Here is a 19697-nt window from a genome sequence, read left to right on the forward strand (position 1 = left end):
TTTCCCTTCGCCAGATTCGATCGCCGGATGCACCGGCGTGTCGATTACCGGCTGATCGGCTTGTAGCGCAGACGCTTCGGACGCGCCGCTTCCTCGCCGAGGCGCTTGATCTTGTCGGCCTCGTATTCCTGATAGTTGCCGTCGAAGAACGTGACCTGCGAGTCGCCTTCGAACGCGAGGATGTGCGTGGCGATACGGTCGAGGAACCAGCGATCGTGCGAGATCACCATGACCGAGCCCGCGAATTCGAGCAGGGCGTCTTCGAGCGCGCGCAGCGTTTCGACGTCGAGGTCGTTCGACGGTTCGTCGAGCAGCAGGACGTTGCCGCCCGAAATCAGCGTCTTGGCCAGGTGCAGACGGCCGCGTTCACCACCCGAGAGGTTGCCGACGATCTTCTGCTGATCGCCGCCCTTGAAGTTGAAGCGGCCGATATACGCACGCGACGGCGTTTCGTACTTGCCCACCGTCAGCACGTCCGCGCCGCCCGAAACTGCTTCGAACACGGTCTTGTCGCCTTCGAGCGCATCGCGGCTTTGATCGACGTAAGCAAGCTTGACCGTCGGGCCTTGCACGATCTCGCCCGAATCCGGCTGTTCCTTGCCCGTGAGCATGCGGAACAGCGTCGACTTACCGGCGCCGTTCGGCCCGATGATGCCGACGATCGCGCCCGCCGGAATCTTGAAGCTGAGGTCGTCGATCAGCAGACGATCACCGTAAGACTTGCTGACGTTCTTGAACTCGATGACTTCGTTGCCCAGACGCTCGCCCGCCGGAATGAAGATTTCCTGCGTTTCGTTGCGCTTCTGGTAATCGGAGCTCGACAGTTCCTCGAAGCGCGCGATACGCGCCTTCGACTTCGCCTGGCGGCCCTTCGGGTTCTGGCGCACCCACTCCAGTTCCTTCTTGATCGCCTTCTGGCGTGCCGATTCCGTCGCTTCTTCCTGCTTCAGGCGCTCTTCCTTCTGGTCGAGCCAACTGGAGTAGTTGCCCTTCCAGGGAATGCCGTGGCCGCGGTCGAGTTCGAGAATCCACTCGGCGGCGTTGTCGAGGAAGTAGCGATCGTGGGTCACGGCGACCACGGTGCCCGGGAAGCGCGTGAGGAACTGCTCGAGCCACTCGACCGATTCGGCGTCGAGGTGGTTGGTCGGCTCGTCGAGCAGCAGCATGTCGGGCTTTTCGAGCAGCAGCTTGCACAGCGCGACGCGGCGCTTTTCACCGCCCGAGAGGTTGCCGATCTTCGCGTCCCAGGCCGGCAGACGCAGCGCGTCGGCGGCGATTTCGATCTGCTGTTCCGCGCTGCCATCGGTGGTCGCGAGGATCGCTTCGTACTTCGCCTGCTCGGCGGCGAGGGCGTCGAAATCGGCGTCCGGCTCCGCATAAGCTGCGTAGATCTCGTCGAGCTTCTTCTGCGCGTTGAACACGTCGCCCAGACCCTCTTCGACCGCTTCGCGCACGGTCTTTTCGGGGTCGAGTTGCGGCTCCTGCGGCAGGTAGCCGATGTTCAGGTTGGGCATCGGCGTGGCTTCGCCTTCGATGTCCTTGTCGACGCCGGCCATGATCTTGATGAGCGTGGACTTGCCCGAGCCGTTCAGGCCGAGCAGGCCGATTTTCGCGCCCGGGAAGAACGACAGCGAAATGTCCTTCAGGATCTGGCGCTTGGGCGGCACGATCTTGCCGACCCGGTTCATGGTGAAGACGTATTGGGCCATGAGAGTGTCTTTGGAAACGGGAAGAAAAAGGCGTTGCGCTTAAACGTTGAACAGGAAGTTCATCACGTCGCCATCGTGCACGACGTATTCCTTGCCTTCGGCGCGCATCTTGCCGGCTTCCTTCGCGCCGGTTTCGCCCTTGAACTGGACATAGTCGTTAAAGGCGATGGTCTGCGCGCGGATGAAGCCGCGTTCGAAGTCGGTGTGGATCACGCCCGCTGCCTGCGGTGCCGTGTCGCCCACATGGATCGTCCACGCGCGCACTTCCTTCACGCCCGCCGTGAAGTACGTTTGCAGGCCGAGCAGCTTGAAGCCCGCGCGAATCACGCGGTCGAGGCCCGGCTCGTCCATGCCCATGTCGGCGAGGAACGCGATCTTGTCTTCGTCGTCGAGGTCGGCGATTTCGGCTTCGATCGCCGCGCACACGGCCACCACCGGCGCGCCTTCGGCTTCGGCGTGCTTGCGCACGGTTTCCAGGTAGGGGTTGTTCTCGAAGCCGTCGTCCTTCACGTTCGCGACGTACATGGTCTTCTTCGCGGTGATCAGGCAGAACGGCTTGAGCAGCGCCTGCTCGTCCTCGTTGAGGTCGAGCGCGCGAACGGGCTTCGCCTCGTCGAGCTGCGCGCGCACTTTCTCGAGCACGGCCACGAGCTTTGCCGCTTCCTTGTCGTTGCCCGACTTGGCGGCCTTCGAGTAGCGCGTGAGCGCCTTTTCGACGGTGCTGAGGTCGGCGAGCGCGAGCTCGGTGTTAATGACTTCGATGTCGGCGAGCGGGTCGACCTTGCCCGCGACGTGGATGACGTTTTCGTCCTCGAAGCAGCGCACGACGTGCGTGATGGCGTCGGTTTCGCGGATGTTCGCGAGGAACTGGTTGCCGAGGCCTTCGCCCTTGCTCGCACCGGCGACGAGACCCGCAATGTCGACGAACTCGACCACGGCCGGCACGACGCGCTCGGGCTTGACGATCTCGGCGAGCGCCTTCAGGCGCGGATCCGGCACTTCGACCACGCCGACGTTCGGCTCGATCGTGCAGAACGGGTAGTTTTCAGCCGCGATGCCGGCCTTGGTCAGCGCGTTGAACAGGGTGGACTTCCCGACATTGGGCAAGCCGACGATGCCGCATTTGAGGCTCATGGAAAACCTTTTTGAATCAGTTGGTTACGGCTGGTCGTCGTGTCGCTGGAGGTCCGGCGATGACCGGAACGCGACAGCCGCAAGGGGAATTCGGGGACGAGACAAAGCATACGCATGCGGCCACGAGGCCCACGAATTCGTACGGATTTTGTGCTCGAAAAGTGGCAATTGTAACCCGTTCGGGGGCGTTGATCGCCGTGGGGCGGGGCGACTTCAAGGACGCAGCCGGTCCTCGCCGGCTGCGACGCGTGAGAACGGCAAGCCCCGGCAGGTTGCATCCGCCGGCAGGCGCTTCCCGAGGGCGTTCTGCCCCTTTTGCCCGCGTTCGCCTATTCGGCGAACAGGTCCGGGCCGAACACCTCATAGTGGATCCTGGCTTCACGAACGCCCAGTTCCTTGAGCGCGTCGTGCTGCATCCGCATGAACGGGATCGGGCCGCAGATGTAGTAGTCGGCTTCGGGCAACAGGATTGCGTTCTTGATCGCCTTGATGTCCACGAGCCCGGCATGATCGAACTCCCGGCCTTCGACATCCTGCGGCAAAGGGTCGTCGTAGAACACGATCAGGCTGAAATTGGCATACGTCCTCGCGGCCTCGCGCAGCCGGTCGCGCATGGCGTGCACGCCGCTGTTGCGCGCGCCGTGTACGAACACCACGCGCCGTTGCGGGTCCTGGATGGCTTGCTTGAGCATGCTGATCATCGGCGTCAATCCGACCCCCCCGCTGATCAGCACGATGGGCGTCTTCGCGTCGACGTCGATATGGAAGCTGCCATACGGCGCGGCCAGCTTGATCTCGTCGCCGACGTTGACGTGGTCGTGAAGCAGGCACGAGACGTAGCCCGGGGGATTGGGGCCGCCGCTCTCGCGCTTTACCGAGATGCGGTAGCTGTGGCCGTTCGGCGTGTCCGAGAGGCTGTACTGGCGAATCTGCTGCAAGCCCAAGGCCGGCACCTCGACGGCGACACTGATGTACTGGCCGGGCTCGAAGTTCACGACCGGCTTGCCGTCGACCGGCTCGAGAATGAACGATGTGATCACGCTGCTTTCGGGCCGCTTTTCACGCACGACGAAGCTGCGCCAGCCGGTCCAGCCGCCCGGCTGGCCGGCGGAGCTCTCGTACAACTGGCTTTCCATGCCCATCAGGACATCGGCCAGATTTCCGTAGGCCTGCGCCCATGCAGAAATGATGTCGTCGGTGGCGGCGGCGCCCAGCACTTCCTTGATCGCAGCCAGCAGGTGCTCTCCGACGATGGGGTAGTGCTCGGGCCGCACGCCGAGACTCGCGTGCTTGTTGGCGATGTTCTTCAGCACGGCCATCAGGCTGCTCGGGTCTTCGATGTTCTCCGCATACGCGTAGACCGCGCGGGCGAGCGCCTGCTGCTGCTGGCCCTGCTCCTGATGCGCCATGTTGAACACGTTTTTCAGCTCGGGATGGGCTTCGAACAGGCGCTTGTAGAAGTGCGTGATGATGTCGTAGCCGTGATCGGCCAGAACCGGTGCGGTGGCCTTGACGATGTCCTTCGTCTTTTGGGTCAGCATGGCTTGTCCCTCTGTGGCAATGGAATGGCTGCGTTCAGTGAAGCCTAGGCAGTGGTTCGTGCGTCGACAAGGCGGGTCGGAATCGAGGCCTGATTGTGCTGTAAGACGGGGTGTTGCGCGCTCGTTCAGCCCCCGGCCCGCGACACCTCACCACGCCTTTGCCTCACCGCAACCGGCCGCCCATCCGGCCCTGTCAGACTACCCCCCGCAGCTATAATGCGCGGATGACTTCAACCAACCAGACCTTTGACGTTGCCGTGATCGGCGGCGGGCTCGTCGGCAAGGCGGCGGCGCTCGCGCTGACTCAGGGCGGCCTGCGCGTGGCGCTGCTCGCGCAACCGTGCGCGCCGCTGCCCGCCGGCGCCGTTTTCGATGCGCGCGTCTATGCGTTCTCGCGCAGCTCGCACGCGCTGTTCGAGCGGCTGCGGGTCTGGCAGGCCGTCGACGCCGCGCGCCTCACGCCCGTCTACGACATGCGCGTGTTCGGCGACGCCGCCGCGGAGCTGCACTTTTCCGCGTATCAGGCGTCGGTGGCGCAGCTCGCCTGGATTGCCGAGTCGTCGCTGGTGGAGCGCGCGCTCGACGCCGCGCTGCATTTCCAGCCCAATCTCACGTGGATCGATGCGCGCGCGCAGACGCTCGACGTGAAGCCCGACGCCGCCGTGATCGGTCTTGCGAACGGCCGCACGATCGAGGCCGATCTGGCCGTGGGCGCCGACGGCGCGCATTCGTGGGTACGCGCGCAGATCGGCTCGAAGGTCGAGCGGCGCGACTACCGGCAGACCGGCGTGGTCGCCAATTTCCGCGCAGAAAGGCCGCACGGCGAATGTGCCTACCAATGGTTCCGGGACGGCGAGATCATTGCGCTGCTGCCTCTGCCGGACCGGCATGTGTCGCTGGTTTGGTCGGCGCAAACGGAACACGCCGATGAGCTGCTCAAGCTCGATCCGCAGCAGCTCGCCGCCGAAGTCGAGCGCGTGACGCAGAAGCTGCACGGCGCGCTCGAGTGCGTCACGCCCGCGCGCGGTTTCCCGCTGGCCTTGCAGACCGTCGATCGCCTGATCGCGCCCCGTGTCGCGCTGGTCGGCGACGCCGCGCACCTGATTCACCCGCTCGCGGGGCAGGGCGTGAACCTGGGCCTGCGCGACGTGGCCGCGCTCGTCGACGTCATCACGCAGAAGGAAGCATTTCGTGACATCGGCGATACGGTGCTGCTGCGCCGTTACGAGCGCGGCCGCCGCGAAGACATCCAGAAGCTCGTCATCGCCACCGACGGCTTGCAGCGGCTCTTCTCGGTGCCCGGCACGCTCGCGCGCGTGCTGCGCAACACCGGCATGGCGTTCGTCGGGGCGCAGCCGCTCGTCAAGCGCTGGCTGGTGGCGTCGGCGCTCGGCTGAGCAGCGAAGCCGCGGCGCAGCGGCGTGCTCGCCGTCTCGCCGTCCTGGAGCGGGCCCTCGCGGCACCGCCCCGTCGGACTCCACCCGTTGCGCCATCAACTGCGCCCGTCACAGCGGGTATTTCGGTTGCTTCCGTTCAGGGGAGCTTAGAATGGGCGTATCTGGCCATGGGCCACGCACGGATCGAGCGCAGGAGTCGGGCGCATGCATCAAGATGAGGCCGCAGCCTCGATCCATCGCCGCCATGCCCGAATTTCACCCGGAACGCAATGTGCGCGATTTGCGCCAGGCGTCCCAGAATCAGGAAAGCATCACATGCAAAAGCGTATTCGCATTGCCGCGATCGTGCTCGCGGCGGTCGCCTCGGTGCTCGGCTGCTCGGCGCAGGCCGACCAGACCACCGACAAGATCAAGGCCGCACTGCAGTCGCGCCTCGGGGTGGACGGCGGCGACATCAAGAGCATCACGAAGGCGCCCATGGCCGGCCTCTACGAGGTGAACCTCGGCACGCAGATCATCTACAGCGACGCCAACGGCGATTACGTGCTCACGGGCGACCTCGTCGATACCAAGGCGCACCGCAACCTCACCGAAGCGCGCCTCGCCGAGCTCAACAAGGTCGACTTCTCGAAGCTGCCGCTCGAGAACGCGGTGAAGGTCGTGAAGGGCAACGGCAAACGTCAGATGGCCGTGTTCTCCGATCCGAACTGCCCGTACTGCCATCAGCTCGAAAGCACGCTCAAGTCCATCGACAACGTGACGGTCTACACCTTCCTGTACCCCGTGCTGTCCGACGACTCCACGGCGAAGGCGAAGTCGATCTGGTGCTCGACCGACCGCGCGAAGGCGTGGGAGTCGTGGATGGTCGACCGTAAAGCGCCCACCGCCTCGGGCAGCTGCAACACCGCCGCGATCGACAGCAATCTGAAGCTCGGCGCGCGAATGAACGTGACCGGCACGCCCACCGTGATCCTGGCGGACGGGACGCGGCTGCCGGGCGCGGTCAGCGCCGACCGGCTCGAAAGCGCCTTGAGCGCCGCGCGCTGAAGCCCCGACCGAACCTGCCGGCCGCTCTTTGCGGCCGGTGTCTTTTTTGTCCACCGATTATTCCGAATGCTCGCGATTGCCGCGCGTGAGCCCGCCTTGCAGGCACCGGTTGCCTGTGGCGCAGCGCTCGGCGCAATCGCTCATCGAAACCGTCACCGATCCTGCCGATGAAGCCGATCCGATACACCATCGTCCCGAAGAACCCCGCCGCGCACCTGTTCGAAGTGACGCTCACCGTCGAGGACCCCGCGCCGGACGGCCAGCGCTTCATGCTGCCCGTCTGGATTCCGGGCAGCTACATGGTGCGCGAGTTCGCGCGCAACATCGTCACGGTGCGCGCCAGCAACGAAGCGGGCCGCAAGGTGCGCATCAGCAAGACCGACAAGCACACCTGGCAGGCCGCGCCCGTGAAGGGCGCGCTCACGCTGCGCTATGAGGTCTATGCGTGGGACATGTCGGTGCGGGCGGCGCATCTGGACGACACGGTCGGCTTCTTCAACGGCACGAGCGTGTTTCTCGCGGCGCTCGGCCATGAGGGCGCGCAGCACGTGGTCGACATCCAGCGCCCCGACGGCCACGCGTATCGCCACTGGCGCGTCGCCACCGCGCTCGCGGAGGCGCGCGGCACCAAGCGCTACGGCTTCGGCGAATACACGGCGTCGGGCTACGACGAGCTGATCGACCACCCCGTCACGCTCGGCGAATTCACGCTCGCGAGCTTCAAGGCGCACGGCGTGCCGCACGACATCGTGATCGCGGGCCGCGTGGTGGCGCTCGACACCGAACGCCTCGCCACCGACCTGAAGAAGATCTGCGAGGCGCAAATCGCGCTCTTCGAGCCGCGCACGAAGCGCGCGCCGATGGAGCGCTATGTGTTCATGACGCAGGCCGTGAGCGATGGCTACGGCGGCCTCGAGCACCGCGCGTCCACGGCGCTCATCTGCAATCGCACCGATCTGCCCGTGAAGGGCAAGCCCGAGACGACTGACGGGTATCGCACGTATCTCGGCTTGTGCAGCCACGAGTACTTCCACACGTGGAACGTGAAGCGCATCAAGCCCGCCGCGTTTGCGCCGTACGACCTCACGCGCGAGGACTACACCTCGCTGCTGTGGCTGTTCGAGGGCTTCACCTCTTACTACGACGACCTGATGCTGCTGCGCAGCGGCCTCATTTCAGTCGATGACTACTTCGGGCTGCTCGGCAAGACCGTCGGCGGCGTGCTGCGCGGCACGGGCCGCCTGAAGCAGAGCGTCGCCGAAAGTTCGTTCGACGCGTGGGTCAAGTATTACCGCCAGGATGAGAACGCGTCGAATGCGATCGTGAGCTACTACACGAAGGGCTCGCTCGTCGCGCTCGCGTTCGACCTTTCCATCCGCGCGCAAACCAATGGCCGCAAGTCGCTCGACGACGTGATGCGCCTCTTGTGGCAGCGCTATGGCCGTGACTTCTATCGCGGCAAGCCGGTGGGCGTGGGCGAGGACGATGTCGAGGCGCTGATCGCCGAAGCAACGGGTGTGGAACTGGACGGCCTGTTCGCCGATGCCGTGTACGGCACGCGCGATCTGCCGCTCGCCACGCTGTTCGAGCCGTTCGGCGTGCAGCTCGAAGGCGAGCCCGAGCGCGGCGCGAAGCCGTCGCTGGGCGCGCGCCTGCGTGGCGGCGCCGAGGCGACGCTCGCGGTCGTCTACGAGGGCGGCGCGGCGCAAAAGGCGGGGCTTTCGGCCGGCGATGCGCTGGTCGCGCTCGACGGCCTGCGCGTCACCGGCGCGAATCTCGACGCGCTGCTCGCGCGCTACCAGCCCGGCGCCAAGGTGGAGATCCACGCGTTCCGCCGCGATGAGTTGCGCGTCGCGCGTCTGACCCTCGATACGCCCGAGATCGCGCGCTACAAGCTCAGCGTCACCGACAAGCGGCCGGCGCCGCGCGCGCTGCGCGAGCGCTGGCTGGCTGCCTGATCGCAGGCGCGGCGGGCGCACGGCCCGCGACCGGAAACCAGGGCGGCAAGCAAGGCGGCAGGGCCATCTGGCCCGCCGCCTTTCTTTTTGCCTTCGCGATTGTTCTATCGTTGCAACAATCCGTCATCGGCGGCCTACTTTTTCGCAGCACGGCAAAAAAACACAATGGCTTCACTCGCGCAACGTTGCGCAACTGAGACCCCGAAGGAGCCACCATGACCACGATCCTGCAAATCAATTCCGCCGCCCGCTCGCAAGGCGCCCAGTCGACGCAACTCGTCAACGAACTGACGAACAAGCTGCAACAATCGAACGCGGGCGCGAAGGTTGTCGCGCGCAACCTGCAAGCCGAGCCGCTGCCGCACCTCGACGACGCCATTCTTGGCGCGTTCTTCACGCCGGCCGAGCAGCGCACGCCGGAGCAGCAGGCCATCGCCGCACGCAGCGAAGCGCTGATCGCCGAACTGCAAGCCGCGGACGTTATCGTGATCGGCGCGCCGATGTACAACTTCGGCATCTCGTCACAACTGAAGACGTACTTCGACTTCATCGCGCGAGCCGGCATCACGTTCCAGTACACGGCAACCGGCCCCGAAGGCCTCGTGAAGGGCAAGAAGGTGTTCGTGGTTTCGGCGCGCGGCGGCAAGTACCATGGCACCCCGCACGACAGCCAGACGCCGTACCTGAAGTCGTTCCTCGGCTTCCTCGGCATGACCGACGTGAGCTTCATCTACGCCGAAGGCCTGAACATGGGTCCGGAAGCAGCCAGCGCAGCGCTCGCGAGCGCGCGTGAGGCGATTGCAGCGGCCTAAGCGGCTGCGCTTCCCTCGAAGCGATGGCGATGCAGTGCTTCATTGCGCTGCATCGCGAGCCGCAAAAACGCCACGAAGCGAGCTTCGTGGCGTTTTTCGTTGTGCGTGGCGCGCTTCAGGCGAGCACTTCGGCGGTGTCCGGCAGGCGCCAGTCGATGAGCGTGCGGCCGTGCGCCGCCAGGTAGTCGTTGGCCTGCGCGAAATGTCCGCAGCCGAGGAAGCCCCGGTGCGCCGAGAGCGGTGACGGATGCGGCGCCTCCAGGACGCAATGCTGGCCCGCGCCGAGCAGCGCGCGCTTGTTTTGCGCATGGGCGCCCCACAGCATGAAGACGAGATGCTCGTGACGCGTCGCGAGTTCGTGGATCAGCGTGTCGGTGCAGCGCTCCCAGCCGCGCTTCGCGTGGCTCGCGGCGTTCGCGCGCTCGACGGTGAGCACCGTGTTGAGCAGCAGCACGCCCTGACGCGCCCACGCGTCGAGGCAGCCGTGCGCCGGCGCCTCGATGCCGAGGCTCGCCGCGATCTCCTTGAAGATGTTGCGCAGCGAGGGCGGCGTGCGCACCGCCGGCGGCACCGAGAACGCGAGGCCATGGGCCTGCGGCGTGCCACGGTCGTCGCCGTGGTAGGGGTCCTGGCCGAGGATCACCACTTTCACTTCGTCGGGCGAGGTGAGGCGCAGCGCGCGGAACACATCGGCGGGATAGACGGTCTTGCCGGCGGCGCGCTCGTCGTCGACGAAGCGGCACAGCGGCGCGTAGGCATCGCTCGCGATGAACGGCGAGAGCAACTCGCGCCACGCAGTGGGCAGCGCGGCGAACTGGTCTTCGAGACGCGTGATCGCGGGGTTCGCGTCGGACGCCGCTTTGGACGCGGCTTGGGACATTGGGGGCGTATCAGGCATGGCTGCTGCGGATTGGCTGGCGGATAGCGGGGCTGCTGCGGGCGCGGGGAATTCGTCGTCGTCGAAGAGCGAGAAGATCGTGATCTGGCGCGGATCGACTTCGGGCGCGGACGTTTCGTCGAGCGTGGCCAGCGCCACCTCTGGCGCTTCGTCGTCGAAGAGCGAGGCTTGCGCTGGCGCCGCGGCGCGCGTGTGTTTCGTGGAGGTCATGGGCGGCAAGTGTCGCAAGAATCGCGCGGCGATTCAATCCGGCTGGGTTCGCAAAGGGCACACCGCGTGTCGCGCCGTGCTCAGCCTTCGCGTAGCTTGTAGCCGCGCTGCGCCTTGCTGATATCGTCGGGCGCGAGGCCCGGCAGCGCCTGCGTCAGAGTTTTGGCGAGCGTGCGCAGCGCGGCTTCGTCGCCGCCTTTCAGCTCGAGCTCGATTTCGCAGATCGGCGCGCGGCGTAACGTGCCGTTCACGTCCGCGGTGATCTCGCCCTGATCGATGGCGGCTTCCACTTGCGCGCCATCGACCTCGAGCACCCACAACGTGCGCGTGAAGTCGGTGCGAAAGAGCGGGATCAGCGCGGCGGCGGCCTGCGTGAGGGCGGTCGAGACACCCGCTTCGTCGCACTCCTGCAACAGCCGCTCGATCTCTAGCGCCTCGCCCGCGACGGGCATTTCCCACTCGTGCCGCTCATGCAGCCCGCTCTGCGCGACGCCCACGGTCTTGAACGTCTGCAGCCAGCCTTCGGGCGCCCGGCGCAGCCGCAGCGCGCTCTTCGCGCGCGCGAGCGTGAGCGACGGCGTGTCGAAGTAGATGTTCTCGAGCCGCACCGCACGGCCCGGCACGCCGGCGCGCGCCTCGAAGAGACGCAGCGCCGCTTCTACCTGGTCGCGCGGCAGCGCGAGCTTGATTTCGCGTTCGATAGCCATTGCTGCTTTTCACTTACCTGCGATCAGAAGAACATGCGCGCGAGTTCCGCGCCCGGCTGCTCCGCGCGCATGAACGCTTCGCCCACGAGGAACGTGTGCACCGAGAGCGCGCGCATTTTCTCGACATCGGCGCGCGAGAGAATGCCCGACTCGGTCACGACGATGCGGTCTTCGGGCACGTCATCGAGCATGTCGATGGTGGTTTGCAGCGTGGTCTCGAAGGTGCGCAGATTGCGGTTATTGATGCCGATAAGCGGCGTCTTCAGCGTGAGCGCGTGCTCGAGCTCTTCGCGGTCGTGCACTTCGACGAGCACGGCAAGACCCAGCGAATGCGCGAGCGCTTCGAGGTCGCGCATTTCACCAGGCTGCAGCGCGGCGGCGATCAGCAGGATCGCGTCGGCGCCCATCGCGCGCGCTTCGACGATCTGGTACGGATCGACGATGAAGTCCTTGCGCAGCACCGGCAGATTGCACGCGGCGCGTGCGGCTTCGAGGTAGGCGACGCTGCCCTGGAAGAACTGCACATCGGTGAGCACGGAAAGGCACGCCGCGCCGTGCTCGGCGTACGAGCGCGCGATTTCGGCGGGCTGGAAGTTCTCGCGCAGCACGCCTTTGGAGGGGCTCGCCTTCTTGACTTCGGCGATCACGGCCGCCTGGCCGCTCTCGTGCTTCGCGCGCAAAGCGCCGACGAAGTCGCGCAAGTCGCGCGCGCTCGCCGCGAGGCGCAGTTCTTCGAGCGGTGCGCTCTGCTCGGCGGCGCGGACTTCTTCGCGCTTCACCGCAATGATTTTTTCGAGGATGTCGCTCATGGCTATCGGAGAAATTCGGGCAAATACGGGCAAAAACAGTGTTCGATCAGCGTTTGAACTGTTGCGTGAAGCGTACCAGTTCGTCGACTTTGGCGCGCGCGCGGCCGCTCGCGAGGGTCTCGCGCGCGAGCGCGATGCCGTCGGCGATCGAGTTCGCGACGTTGGCCGAATAGAGCGCCGTGCCCGCATTGAGCGTGACGATCTCGCGCGCCGTTCCAGGCTCGTTCGAAAGCGCACCGAGCAGCATGGTCTTCGATTCGTCGGCGTTTTCGACCTTGAGCGAGCGGTTCGAGACCATCTGCATGCCGAAGTCTTCGGGATGGATCTCGTACTCGCGAATCTCGCCGTCCTTCAGCTCGCCCACGAGCGTGGCCGCGCCGAGCGAAACTTCGTCCATGCCGTCCTTGCCGTACACCACGAGCACGTGCTTCGCGCCCAGACGCTGCATCACGCGCACCTGAATGCCGACGAGGTCCGGGTGAAACACGCCCATCAGCTGATTGGGCGCGCCGGCCGGATTCGTGAGCGGGCCGAGGATGTTGAAGATCGTGCGCACGCCCAGCTCGCGGCGCACGGCGGCAATGTTCTTCATCGCCGGATGATGGTTGGGCGCGAACATGAAGCCCATGCCCGTCTCGGCGATCGATGCGGCCACCTGGTCGGGCTGCAGGTCGATGTTCACGCCGAGCGCTTCGAGCACATCCGCGCTGCCCGACTTGCTCGATACGCCGCGGTTGCCGTGCTTGGCGACCTTCGCACCCGCCGCTGCCACGACGAACATCGAGGCCGTGGAGATATTGAAGGTGTGCGAACCATCGCCGCCCGTGCCGACGATATCGATGAAGTTCGAGTTGTCCTTCACCTCGACGTGATTCGCGAATTCGCGCATCACGGTCGCGGCCGCCGCGATCTCGCCGATGGTTTCCTTCTTCACGCGCAGGCCGGTGATGATGGCCGCCGAGAGCACGGGCGAGAGCTCGCCGCGCATGATCATGCGCATGAGGTGCAGCATCTCGTCGTGGAAGATCTCGCGGTGCTCGATCGTGCGTTGCAGCGCTTCTTGCGGGGTAATGGACATGGTCGTGGCTCCGTTTTACGCGCTGCGCGCCTTCGACTGCTTCAGGAAATTCTCGAACAGCGCGTGGCCGTGCTCGGAGAGGATCGATTCCGGGTGGAACTGCACGCCTTCCACCTCGAGTTCGCGGTGACGCACGCCCATGATTTCGCCGTCCTCGGTCCATGCCGAGACTTCGAGGCAGTCGGGCAGCGACTCGCGCTCGATCGCGAGCGAGTGATAGCGCGTTACGTTGAAGTGCTTCGGCAGGTCGGCGAACACGCCCTTGCAGTCGGTTTCGATCTGGCTCACCTTGCCGTGCATGATGGTCTTCGCGCGCACGACGCGCCCGCCGAACGCTTCGCCGATGGCCTGATGGCCGAGGCACACGCCGAGAATCGGAATCTGGCCGGAAAACTCGCGCAGCACGTCGAGCGTGATGCCCGCGTGCTGCGGGTTGCTCGGTCCGGGCGAGAGGCAGATGCGCGCCGGGTTGAGCTTCGCGATTTCGTCGAGGGTGATTTCGTCGTTGCGATACGTGTGGACGTCTTCGCCAAGCTCGCCGAAGTACTGGACGATGTTGTAGGTAAACGAATCGTAGTTGTCGATCATGAGCAACATGGTCTTGTCTCCGCTCAGAAGTCGCTGTCGAGGCCGTCCTGCACCTGCTCGGCGGCGCGCAGCACGGCGCGCGCCTTGTTCTCGGTTTCCTGCCATTCGGACTCGGGCACCGAATCCGCGACGATGCCCGCCGCGGCCTGCACGTACAGATTGCCGTTGTGGATGAGGCCGGTGCGGATCGCAATCGCGAGGTCCATCTCGCCGTTGAACGAGAGATAGCCAACCGCGCCGCCATAGAGACCGCGCTTCACGGGCTCGAGCTCGTCGATGAGCTCCATCGCGCGCACCTTGGGCGCGCCCGAGAGCGTGCCGGCGGGGAAGGTCGCGCGCAGCACGTCGTAGTTCGTCATGCCGGGCTTGAGCTTGCCTTCCACCGAGCTCACGATGTGCTGCACGTGCGAGTACTTTTCGATGACCATCTGGTCGGTTACCGCCACCGAGCCGATCTCGGCGATGCGGCCCACGTCGTTGCGCGCGAGGTCGATCAGCATGACGTGCTCGGCGATTTCCTTCGGATCGTTGAGCAGCTCGGTCGCGAGCTCGGCGTCGCGCTCGGGCGTGTTGCCGCGCGGACGCGTGCCCGCGAGCGGACGGATCGTCACGATGCGGTCTTCGCCGCGCTGTTCCTGGCGCACCAGAATCTCCGGCGAGGCGCCCACCACGTGGAAGTCGCCGAAGTTGTAGTAGTACATGTACGGCGACGGGTTCAGCGAGCGCAGCGCGCGGTAGAGCGAGAGCGGATTGTCGCGATACGGCTTGGAGATGCGCTGGCCGACCTGCACCTGCATCAGCTCGCCCGCGGCGACGTATTCCTTCGCCTTGCGCACGGCGGCGAGGTAGTCGTCCTTCTTGAACTCGCGATAGGTCTCGGTGCGCACGCTCGCCGAGGTCACCGGCGGCTGCACTGTCGTGCGCAGGCGCTGCTTGAGTTCGCGCAGGCGGTGCTTGGCCTTCGTGTAGGCCTCGGGCGTTTGCGGGTCGGCGTAGACGATCAGGTAGAGCTTGCCCGCGAGATTGTCGATGACCGCGACTTCCTCGGTTAGCAGCAACTGGATATCGGGCAGGCCGAGGTCGTCGGGCGGGCAGGTATCGGCGAGCTTTTTCTCGATGTAGCGCACCGCGTCGTAGCCGAAGTAGCCGGCGAGACCGCCGCAGAAGCGCGGCAGGCCGGGGCGCTGCGCGACCTTGAAGCGCGCCTGGTATTGCGCGATGAATTCGAGCGGATCGCCGTCGTGCGTTTCCGTGACCTGGCCGTCGCGCACGACTTCCGACACGCCGTTGCGCGTGCGGATCAAGGAGCGTGCGGGCAGGCCGATGAACGAGTAGCGCCCGAAGCGCTCGCCGCCCACCACGGATTCGAGCAGGAACGAGTTGGCGCCGCCGCGCTCGGGCTGCGCGAGCTTCAGGTACAGCGAGAGCGGCGTTTCGAGATCGGCCAGCGCTTCGGCGATCAGCGGAATGCGGTTGTAGCCCTCGTTGGCGAGGGACTGAAATTCGAGTTCGGTCATGTTCCGATCCTGTGCGTGCTGCCGGTCGCGACGTCGGGTGCGGGCCCAGTGCGGCTCAAAAAGGGGCGCGGCGTGTGCGCGATGGCGTCTGTTTTGAGTGCTTGATTGCGCTGGCGAAACGTTCGTGGCTCATGTGGCTCATGCTGCCCGGCATCGCGAAACGCTTGCCAGGCCGGTTGCGGCATCGCGGCGACGGGTGCGAGGCGTAGGCGTTAGCGTGCCCTGGCAGGTGGGCCGCGTCGAGGACAACTTACGGACGACGAAACCACACGCAAGGACAGCGAAACACCACGGCCAGACCAGCCGACGGGTTAGCGCAACAGTTTAGAGTCGAGACACGCGCGAAAGCGCAGCGAAGTAAAAAACGGAGCTGAAGAAGGGCTTGCGCGCGACTTCAGCGAACCTCGGGAGAGGTTAGCGCGACCAGCGACGCCAGGGCCAGGCTCCCCGGTCGATGCTGCTCAGACTCCGTTTTTTATTCAGAAACATGAGGATAAGGTGACTGTAAGTCGAGAACTTAGGTCAGAAGATTGTGCGCTGCGACCGCCTTGGCGGCGTCGAGCAGCGAGGCAACTATACCATCCGACTCAATTTTTTGTACAGGCTGGCCGTGATTGTAGCCGTACGGCACCGTGAGCGTGGCCATGCCCGCCGCGCGGCCCGCAAGCGCATCGTTCTCCGAATCGCCGATGGCGACCGCCGCTTGCGGCGCCACGCCCAGACGCTCGCATGCGGTGAGCATCGGCAGCGGATCGGGCTTTTTCTTCGCCAGGCTGTCGCCGCCCAGCACGACCTCGAAGTACCGCGCGAGGTCGTATTGCTGCAGCAGCTCCACGGCGAAGCGATACGGCTTGTTGGTCACGCACGCGAGCTTGATGCCCGCGTCGCGCAGCGCGGCGAGACCCGCTTCCACGTTTGGATAGAGGCGCGTGTAGCTGCCGTTGATCTTCGCGTACTCGTCCTGGTAGAGCGCGAGCGCCTCCTCGAAGCGCGCCTCGACGTGCTCGGCATGAAAGCGCGGCGCGAGTACGCTGCGGATCAGATGCTCCGAGCCCTTGCCCACGTAGCCCATCACTTCCTCGCGCGTGGTTTCCTCCGCGTCGAGCTGCGCGAGCATGCCGTTCAGGCCCGCGGCGAAGTCGTCGGCGGTGTCGACCATGGTGCCGTCGAGGTCGATCAGCGCCGCTTCGATGCGCGGCGCCTTGAACTGGACGGCCGCGCTCATTGTGCGTTGCCGGCGTTGGCGCTCACGCTTGCGAGCTGCGCGCGCATCTGGTCGATCACGGCCTTGTAGTCGGGCTTGCCGAAGATCGCCGAGCCGGCCACGAAGGTGTCCGCGCCCGCCGCCGCGATTTCGGCGATGTTGTCGACCTTCACGCCGCCGTCGACTTCGAGATGAATCTCGCGGCCCGTGCGCGCGGTGTAGGCGTCGATCTTCGCGCGCGCCTCGCGCAGCTTGTTGAGCGCCTCGGGGATGAACGACTGGCCGCCGAAGCCCGGGTTCACCGACATGATCAGGATGAGGTCGAGCTTGTCCATCACGTGGTCGAGGTAGTTCAGCGGCGTGGCCGGGTTGAACACGAGACCGGCCTTGCAGCCGTGGTCGCGGATCAGCGAGAGCGTGCGGTCGATATGGTCCGAGCCCTCGGGGTGAAAGCTGATCAGGTTCGCGCCGGCCTTGGCGAAGTCGGGCACGATGCGGTCGACGGGGCGCACCATCAGATGCACGTCGATAGGCACGTTCACGTGCGGGCGGATCGCCTCGCACACGAGCGGGCCGATGGTCAGATTCGGCACGTAATGGTTGTCCATCACGTCGAAGTGGATCCAGTCGGCGCCGGCTGCGACGACGTTACGGACTTCCTCGCCAAGACGCGCGAAGTCGGCGGAAAGGATGCTGGGAGCGATGCGGAATTGCGTCATGGCGGCAATCGGAAAACTGACGGAAAAACCGTATTTTACCGTCAGGGCGCCGCGCGCCAGTTTCCTGTGTTGTTGTTCGGTTGGGGAGGGCGGAACGTTCGGGCGCCGCGCAGGCAGCGCGCTGGCGGGCGAACTGCCCGTTGGATTTCGCGGTTGCGGGCGGCATGCGGGCCGCTCTCGCGCGTCGCGTTACGGTGCGCCGCGGGTCCGAGCCCGGGCTGCGCCGGGTTGCGGGTGCCGTCCGCATCAAGCAGAATGCTCTTCCATGTGCCCCGCAGGGCGGGCGCCACGCGCGCCCGGCGCCTTGTGCAGAGGGCGTCTCGACGATGATGGCCACGCGCGCCGGGTGTGCGCGTGCGCCGACCGTAATACCGGCCGAAAGGCCCGGCAATTGGAACAGGGATGAGCCAGTACGAATTCAGCGTGACCTCGCAGGTGCGCTACCTGCCCGAAGAATCGGACCCGGAGCGCAGGCAATACGCCTTCGCGTACACGCTGACCATTCGCAACACCGGACAGGTGAGCGCGCAGCTCATCGCGCGGCATTGGGTCATCACCGACAGCGAAAATCACGTGCAGGAAGTGAAGGGACTCGGCGTTGTCGGGCACCAGCCGCTTCTGAAGCCGGGCGAGCAGTTCGAGTACACGAGCTGGGCCGTGATCGCCACGCCCGTGGGCACCATGCGCGGCGAATACTTTTGTGTGGCCGAGGACGCCGAGCGCTTCGAGGCGCCCGTGCCTGAGTTCGTTCTACGCATGCCGCGCACGTTGCACTGAAAGTCTTTGAACCGATATTCGTATTCGGGGTCTGCTAGTCACGCCGGTCGCGCGAGGCTTGCTTTTTCCTGCCTGACGCGGTCCACACAACGATGAAAATCAACAGGAACAGCGCAAGGAGCGCTTCCAGTCCAAATATGAGCATCGGGTATTCGTCGAGCAGATCTGACATGGTGGCATCCATCGAGAACAATGATTGTAGGCGGGATTCGGGACGCGAATGGGGGCCTGGCGTGACGGCCGCGTTGACTCCCTCACCGGCGGCCGCGTTGGCGTCAGATTGTGCGCCAGAATCGGACCACAGTTTCGGCGTGATCCCGGGATTAACGGCCGCGCGTGAACGTGCGCGCCGCCTTTTCGCGAGCCACAGTGCGACGCGGCTGGGTAGTCGGGTTTGCAGCCGAGTTGGCAGCCGGATTGGCGGCTGGTTCGGCGCGCTTTCGCTGGCGGCACTGCTCGCCGCGTGCGGCGGCCCGAGCTACGTGCGCACCACCGCGCCCAAGGGCGCACCCACGCTGCCCGGACAGATCGCCGCCGCGCGTCTCACGCCGGTTGCGTGGCAGCAGGTGCCGGGCTGGCAGGACGATTCGCTGATCGGCGCCACGGCGGCGCTGCGCGAGAACTGCTCGCGCCTCGCGCGCGACCCGCGCTGGCAGCGCGCGTGCACCGCGGCCTTGCAACTCGACGATCTCGACGCCGCCGGCACCCGCACATTCTTCGAGACGTACTTCACGCCCTATCAGTTTGCGAACAACGACGGCACGCTGGACGGTCTCGTCACCGGCTACTACGAGCCGCTGCTGCACGGCTCGCGCACGCGTCACGGCATCTATCAGACGGCGCTGTATCGCTGGCCTTCTGGCTATCGCGCGGGCGCCGCGCTGCCGCCGCGCGCGCAGCTCGAGCGCGCGGGCATCCTGAACGGCAACGAGCTCGTCTGGGTCGACGACCCGATCGAAGCGTTCTTCCTGCAAGTGCAGGGGTCGGGGCGCGTCGTCATGGAAGACGGCAGCGTGATGCGTGTGGGCTTCGGCGGCACCAACAATCAGCCGTATAAATCGATCGGCCGCTGGCTGCTCGACCGCGGCGAGCTGACGCCGGCGCAGGCCACCATGCAGGGCATCAAGGCATGGGCGCGCGCGAATCCGACGCGCGTCGACGCGCTGCTCGACACCAACCCGCGCTTCGTGTTCTTCCGCGAGATGCCATCGGGCGAAGGCGCCGCGCAAGGTGGTGCCGACGGCCCGATTGGTGCGCTGGGCGTGCCGCTCACGCCGGAGCGTTCGATCGCGGTCGATCCGTCGTCGATTCCGCTCGGCACGCCGGTCTTTCTTCAGACCACGCGTCCGCTGACGAACACGCCGCTGAACCGGCTCGTGTTCGCGCAGGACACGGGCACGGCGATCAAGGGCGGCGTGCGTGCCGACTACTTCTGGGGCCTCGGCGACGACGCCGGCGATCTGGCCGGCAAGATGAAGCAGGGTGGCCGCATGTGGCTGCTGTTCCCCAACTCCTGAGCCTCGCGCGGGACGCGCGCATGTGAAAAAGCCGGCACATCGTTGCCGGCTTTTTTTCGTTACCGTGCCGATCGC

Annotated in this window: 18 protein-coding genes; 6 read left to right on the forward strand and 12 right to left on the reverse strand. The window is 65.7% G+C overall.

From position 1 onward, the window contains the following. Window positions 1–44: 44 nt before the first annotated feature. The 3 genes from ettA to hmpA all read right to left on the reverse strand — a co-directional run bounded on the left by ettA (window position 45) and on the right by hmpA (window position 4384). Window positions 45–1709 carry an energy-dependent translational throttle protein EttA gene (ettA, locus tag E1956_RS04905; RefSeq protein ID WP_134747641.1) on the reverse strand — a complete coding sequence of 555 codons (1665 nt, stop codon included), beginning with the start codon at window positions 1707–1709 and terminating at the stop codon, window positions 45–47. Window positions 1710–1748: 39 nt separating this feature from the next. Further along, the gene (gene ychF, locus E1956_RS04910; RefSeq protein ID WP_134747642.1) at window positions 1749–2843 is read right to left on the reverse strand and encodes a redox-regulated ATPase YchF; all 1095 of its coding nucleotides are present in this window, start codon (window positions 2841–2843) and stop codon (window positions 1749–1751) included. A 329-nt stretch (window positions 2844–3172) separates the two neighbouring features. Beyond that, entirely contained in the window at window positions 3173–4384 is a 1212-nt protein-coding gene (gene hmpA, locus E1956_RS04915) for an NO-inducible flavohemoprotein (RefSeq protein WP_134747643.1), read from the reverse strand. A 224-nt stretch (window positions 4385–4608) separates the two neighbouring features. On the opposite strand from hmpA, the gene E1956_RS04920 reads away from it, so the two are divergent. From E1956_RS04920 to E1956_RS04935, 4 genes are all read left to right on the forward strand, one after another. After that, window positions 4609–5781, forward strand: a complete 1173-nt coding sequence (locus E1956_RS04920) for a UbiH/UbiF family hydroxylase (protein WP_134747644.1) — start codon at window positions 4609–4611, stop codon at window positions 5779–5781. Between the two features lie 315 nt (window positions 5782–6096). Further along, on the forward strand, window positions 6097–6828 hold the full coding sequence (locus E1956_RS04925) for a DsbC family protein (protein ID WP_134747645.1): 732 nt from the start codon (window positions 6097–6099) through the stop codon (window positions 6826–6828). A 167-nt stretch (window positions 6829–6995) separates the two neighbouring features. Continuing rightward, complete coding sequence (locus tag E1956_RS04930; protein WP_134747646.1) at window positions 6996–8786, forward strand: M61 family metallopeptidase; 1791 nt, start codon at window positions 6996–6998, stop codon at window positions 8784–8786. Between the two features lie 215 nt (window positions 8787–9001). After that, a complete protein-coding gene (locus E1956_RS04935; RefSeq protein ID WP_134747647.1) occupies window positions 9002–9598 on the forward strand; it encodes an FMN-dependent NADH-azoreductase in 597 nt (198 codons plus the stop codon). Window positions 9599–9713: 115 nt separating this feature from the next. Here E1956_RS04935 and E1956_RS04940 read toward each other — a convergent pair whose 3' ends face one another. The 8 genes from E1956_RS04940 to rpe form a co-directional block, all read right to left on the reverse strand. After that, window positions 9714–10706: a uracil-DNA glycosylase gene (locus E1956_RS04940; protein ID WP_134747648.1), complete on the reverse strand. Its 993-nt coding sequence runs from the start codon at window positions 10704–10706 to the stop codon at window positions 9714–9716. A gap of 80 nt (window positions 10707–10786) precedes the next feature. Continuing rightward, on the reverse strand, window positions 10787–11413 hold the full coding sequence (locus tag E1956_RS04945; RefSeq protein ID WP_134747649.1) for a CYTH domain-containing protein: 627 nt from the start codon (window positions 11411–11413) through the stop codon (window positions 10787–10789). A gap of 23 nt (window positions 11414–11436) precedes the next feature. Continuing rightward, the gene (gene trpC, locus E1956_RS04950; RefSeq protein WP_134747650.1) at window positions 11437–12222 is read right to left on the reverse strand and encodes an indole-3-glycerol phosphate synthase TrpC; all 786 of its coding nucleotides are present in this window, start codon (window positions 12220–12222) and stop codon (window positions 11437–11439) included. A 46-nt stretch (window positions 12223–12268) separates the two neighbouring features. Then, entirely contained in the window at window positions 12269–13300 is a 1032-nt protein-coding gene (gene trpD / locus E1956_RS04955; RefSeq protein ID WP_134747651.1) for an anthranilate phosphoribosyltransferase, read from the reverse strand. A gap of 15 nt (window positions 13301–13315) precedes the next feature. Next, entirely contained in the window at window positions 13316–13897 is a 582-nt protein-coding gene (locus tag E1956_RS04960; protein WP_028218391.1) for an aminodeoxychorismate/anthranilate synthase component II, read from the reverse strand. Between the two features lie 14 nt (window positions 13898–13911). Continuing rightward, window positions 13912–15405, reverse strand: a complete 1494-nt coding sequence (trpE, locus tag E1956_RS04965; RefSeq protein WP_134747652.1) for an anthranilate synthase component I — start codon at window positions 15403–15405, stop codon at window positions 13912–13914. 517 nt (window positions 15406–15922) lie between these two features. Next, window positions 15923–16630 carry a phosphoglycolate phosphatase gene (locus tag E1956_RS04970; protein WP_134747653.1) on the reverse strand — a complete coding sequence of 236 codons (708 nt, stop codon included), beginning with the start codon at window positions 16628–16630 and terminating at the stop codon, window positions 15923–15925. Beyond that, on the reverse strand, window positions 16627–17328 hold the full coding sequence (gene rpe, locus E1956_RS04975; RefSeq protein WP_134747654.1) for a ribulose-phosphate 3-epimerase: 702 nt from the start codon (window positions 17326–17328) through the stop codon (window positions 16627–16629). Before rpe ends, E1956_RS04970 begins: the two co-directional genes overlap by 4 nt. A 402-nt stretch (window positions 17329–17730) precedes the next feature. On the opposite strand from rpe, the gene apaG reads away from it, so the two are divergent. Continuing rightward, window positions 17731–18105 carry a Co2+/Mg2+ efflux protein ApaG gene (gene apaG / locus E1956_RS04980; RefSeq protein ID WP_028208771.1) on the forward strand — a complete coding sequence of 125 codons (375 nt, stop codon included), beginning with the start codon at window positions 17731–17733 and terminating at the stop codon, window positions 18103–18105. A 34-nt stretch (window positions 18106–18139) separates the two neighbouring features. Here the strand turns inward: apaG and E1956_RS46040 are convergent, their stop codons facing one another. Continuing rightward, complete coding sequence (locus E1956_RS46040) at window positions 18140–18277, reverse strand: hypothetical protein (protein ID WP_028218387.1); 138 nt, start codon at window positions 18275–18277, stop codon at window positions 18140–18142. Window positions 18278–18485: 208 nt separating this feature from the next. On the opposite strand from E1956_RS46040, the gene mltA reads away from it, so the two are divergent. Continuing rightward, window positions 18486–19622 (forward strand): murein transglycosylase A, encoded by a 1137-nt coding sequence (gene mltA / locus E1956_RS04985; protein WP_134750349.1) that lies wholly within the window; start codon window positions 18486–18488, stop codon window positions 19620–19622. Window positions 19623–19697: the final 75 nt, after the last annotated feature.

This window comes from Paraburkholderia pallida, from assembly GCF_004524855.1.
Classification (GTDB): domain Bacteria; phylum Pseudomonadota; class Gammaproteobacteria; order Burkholderiales; family Burkholderiaceae; genus Paraburkholderia; species Paraburkholderia oxyphila.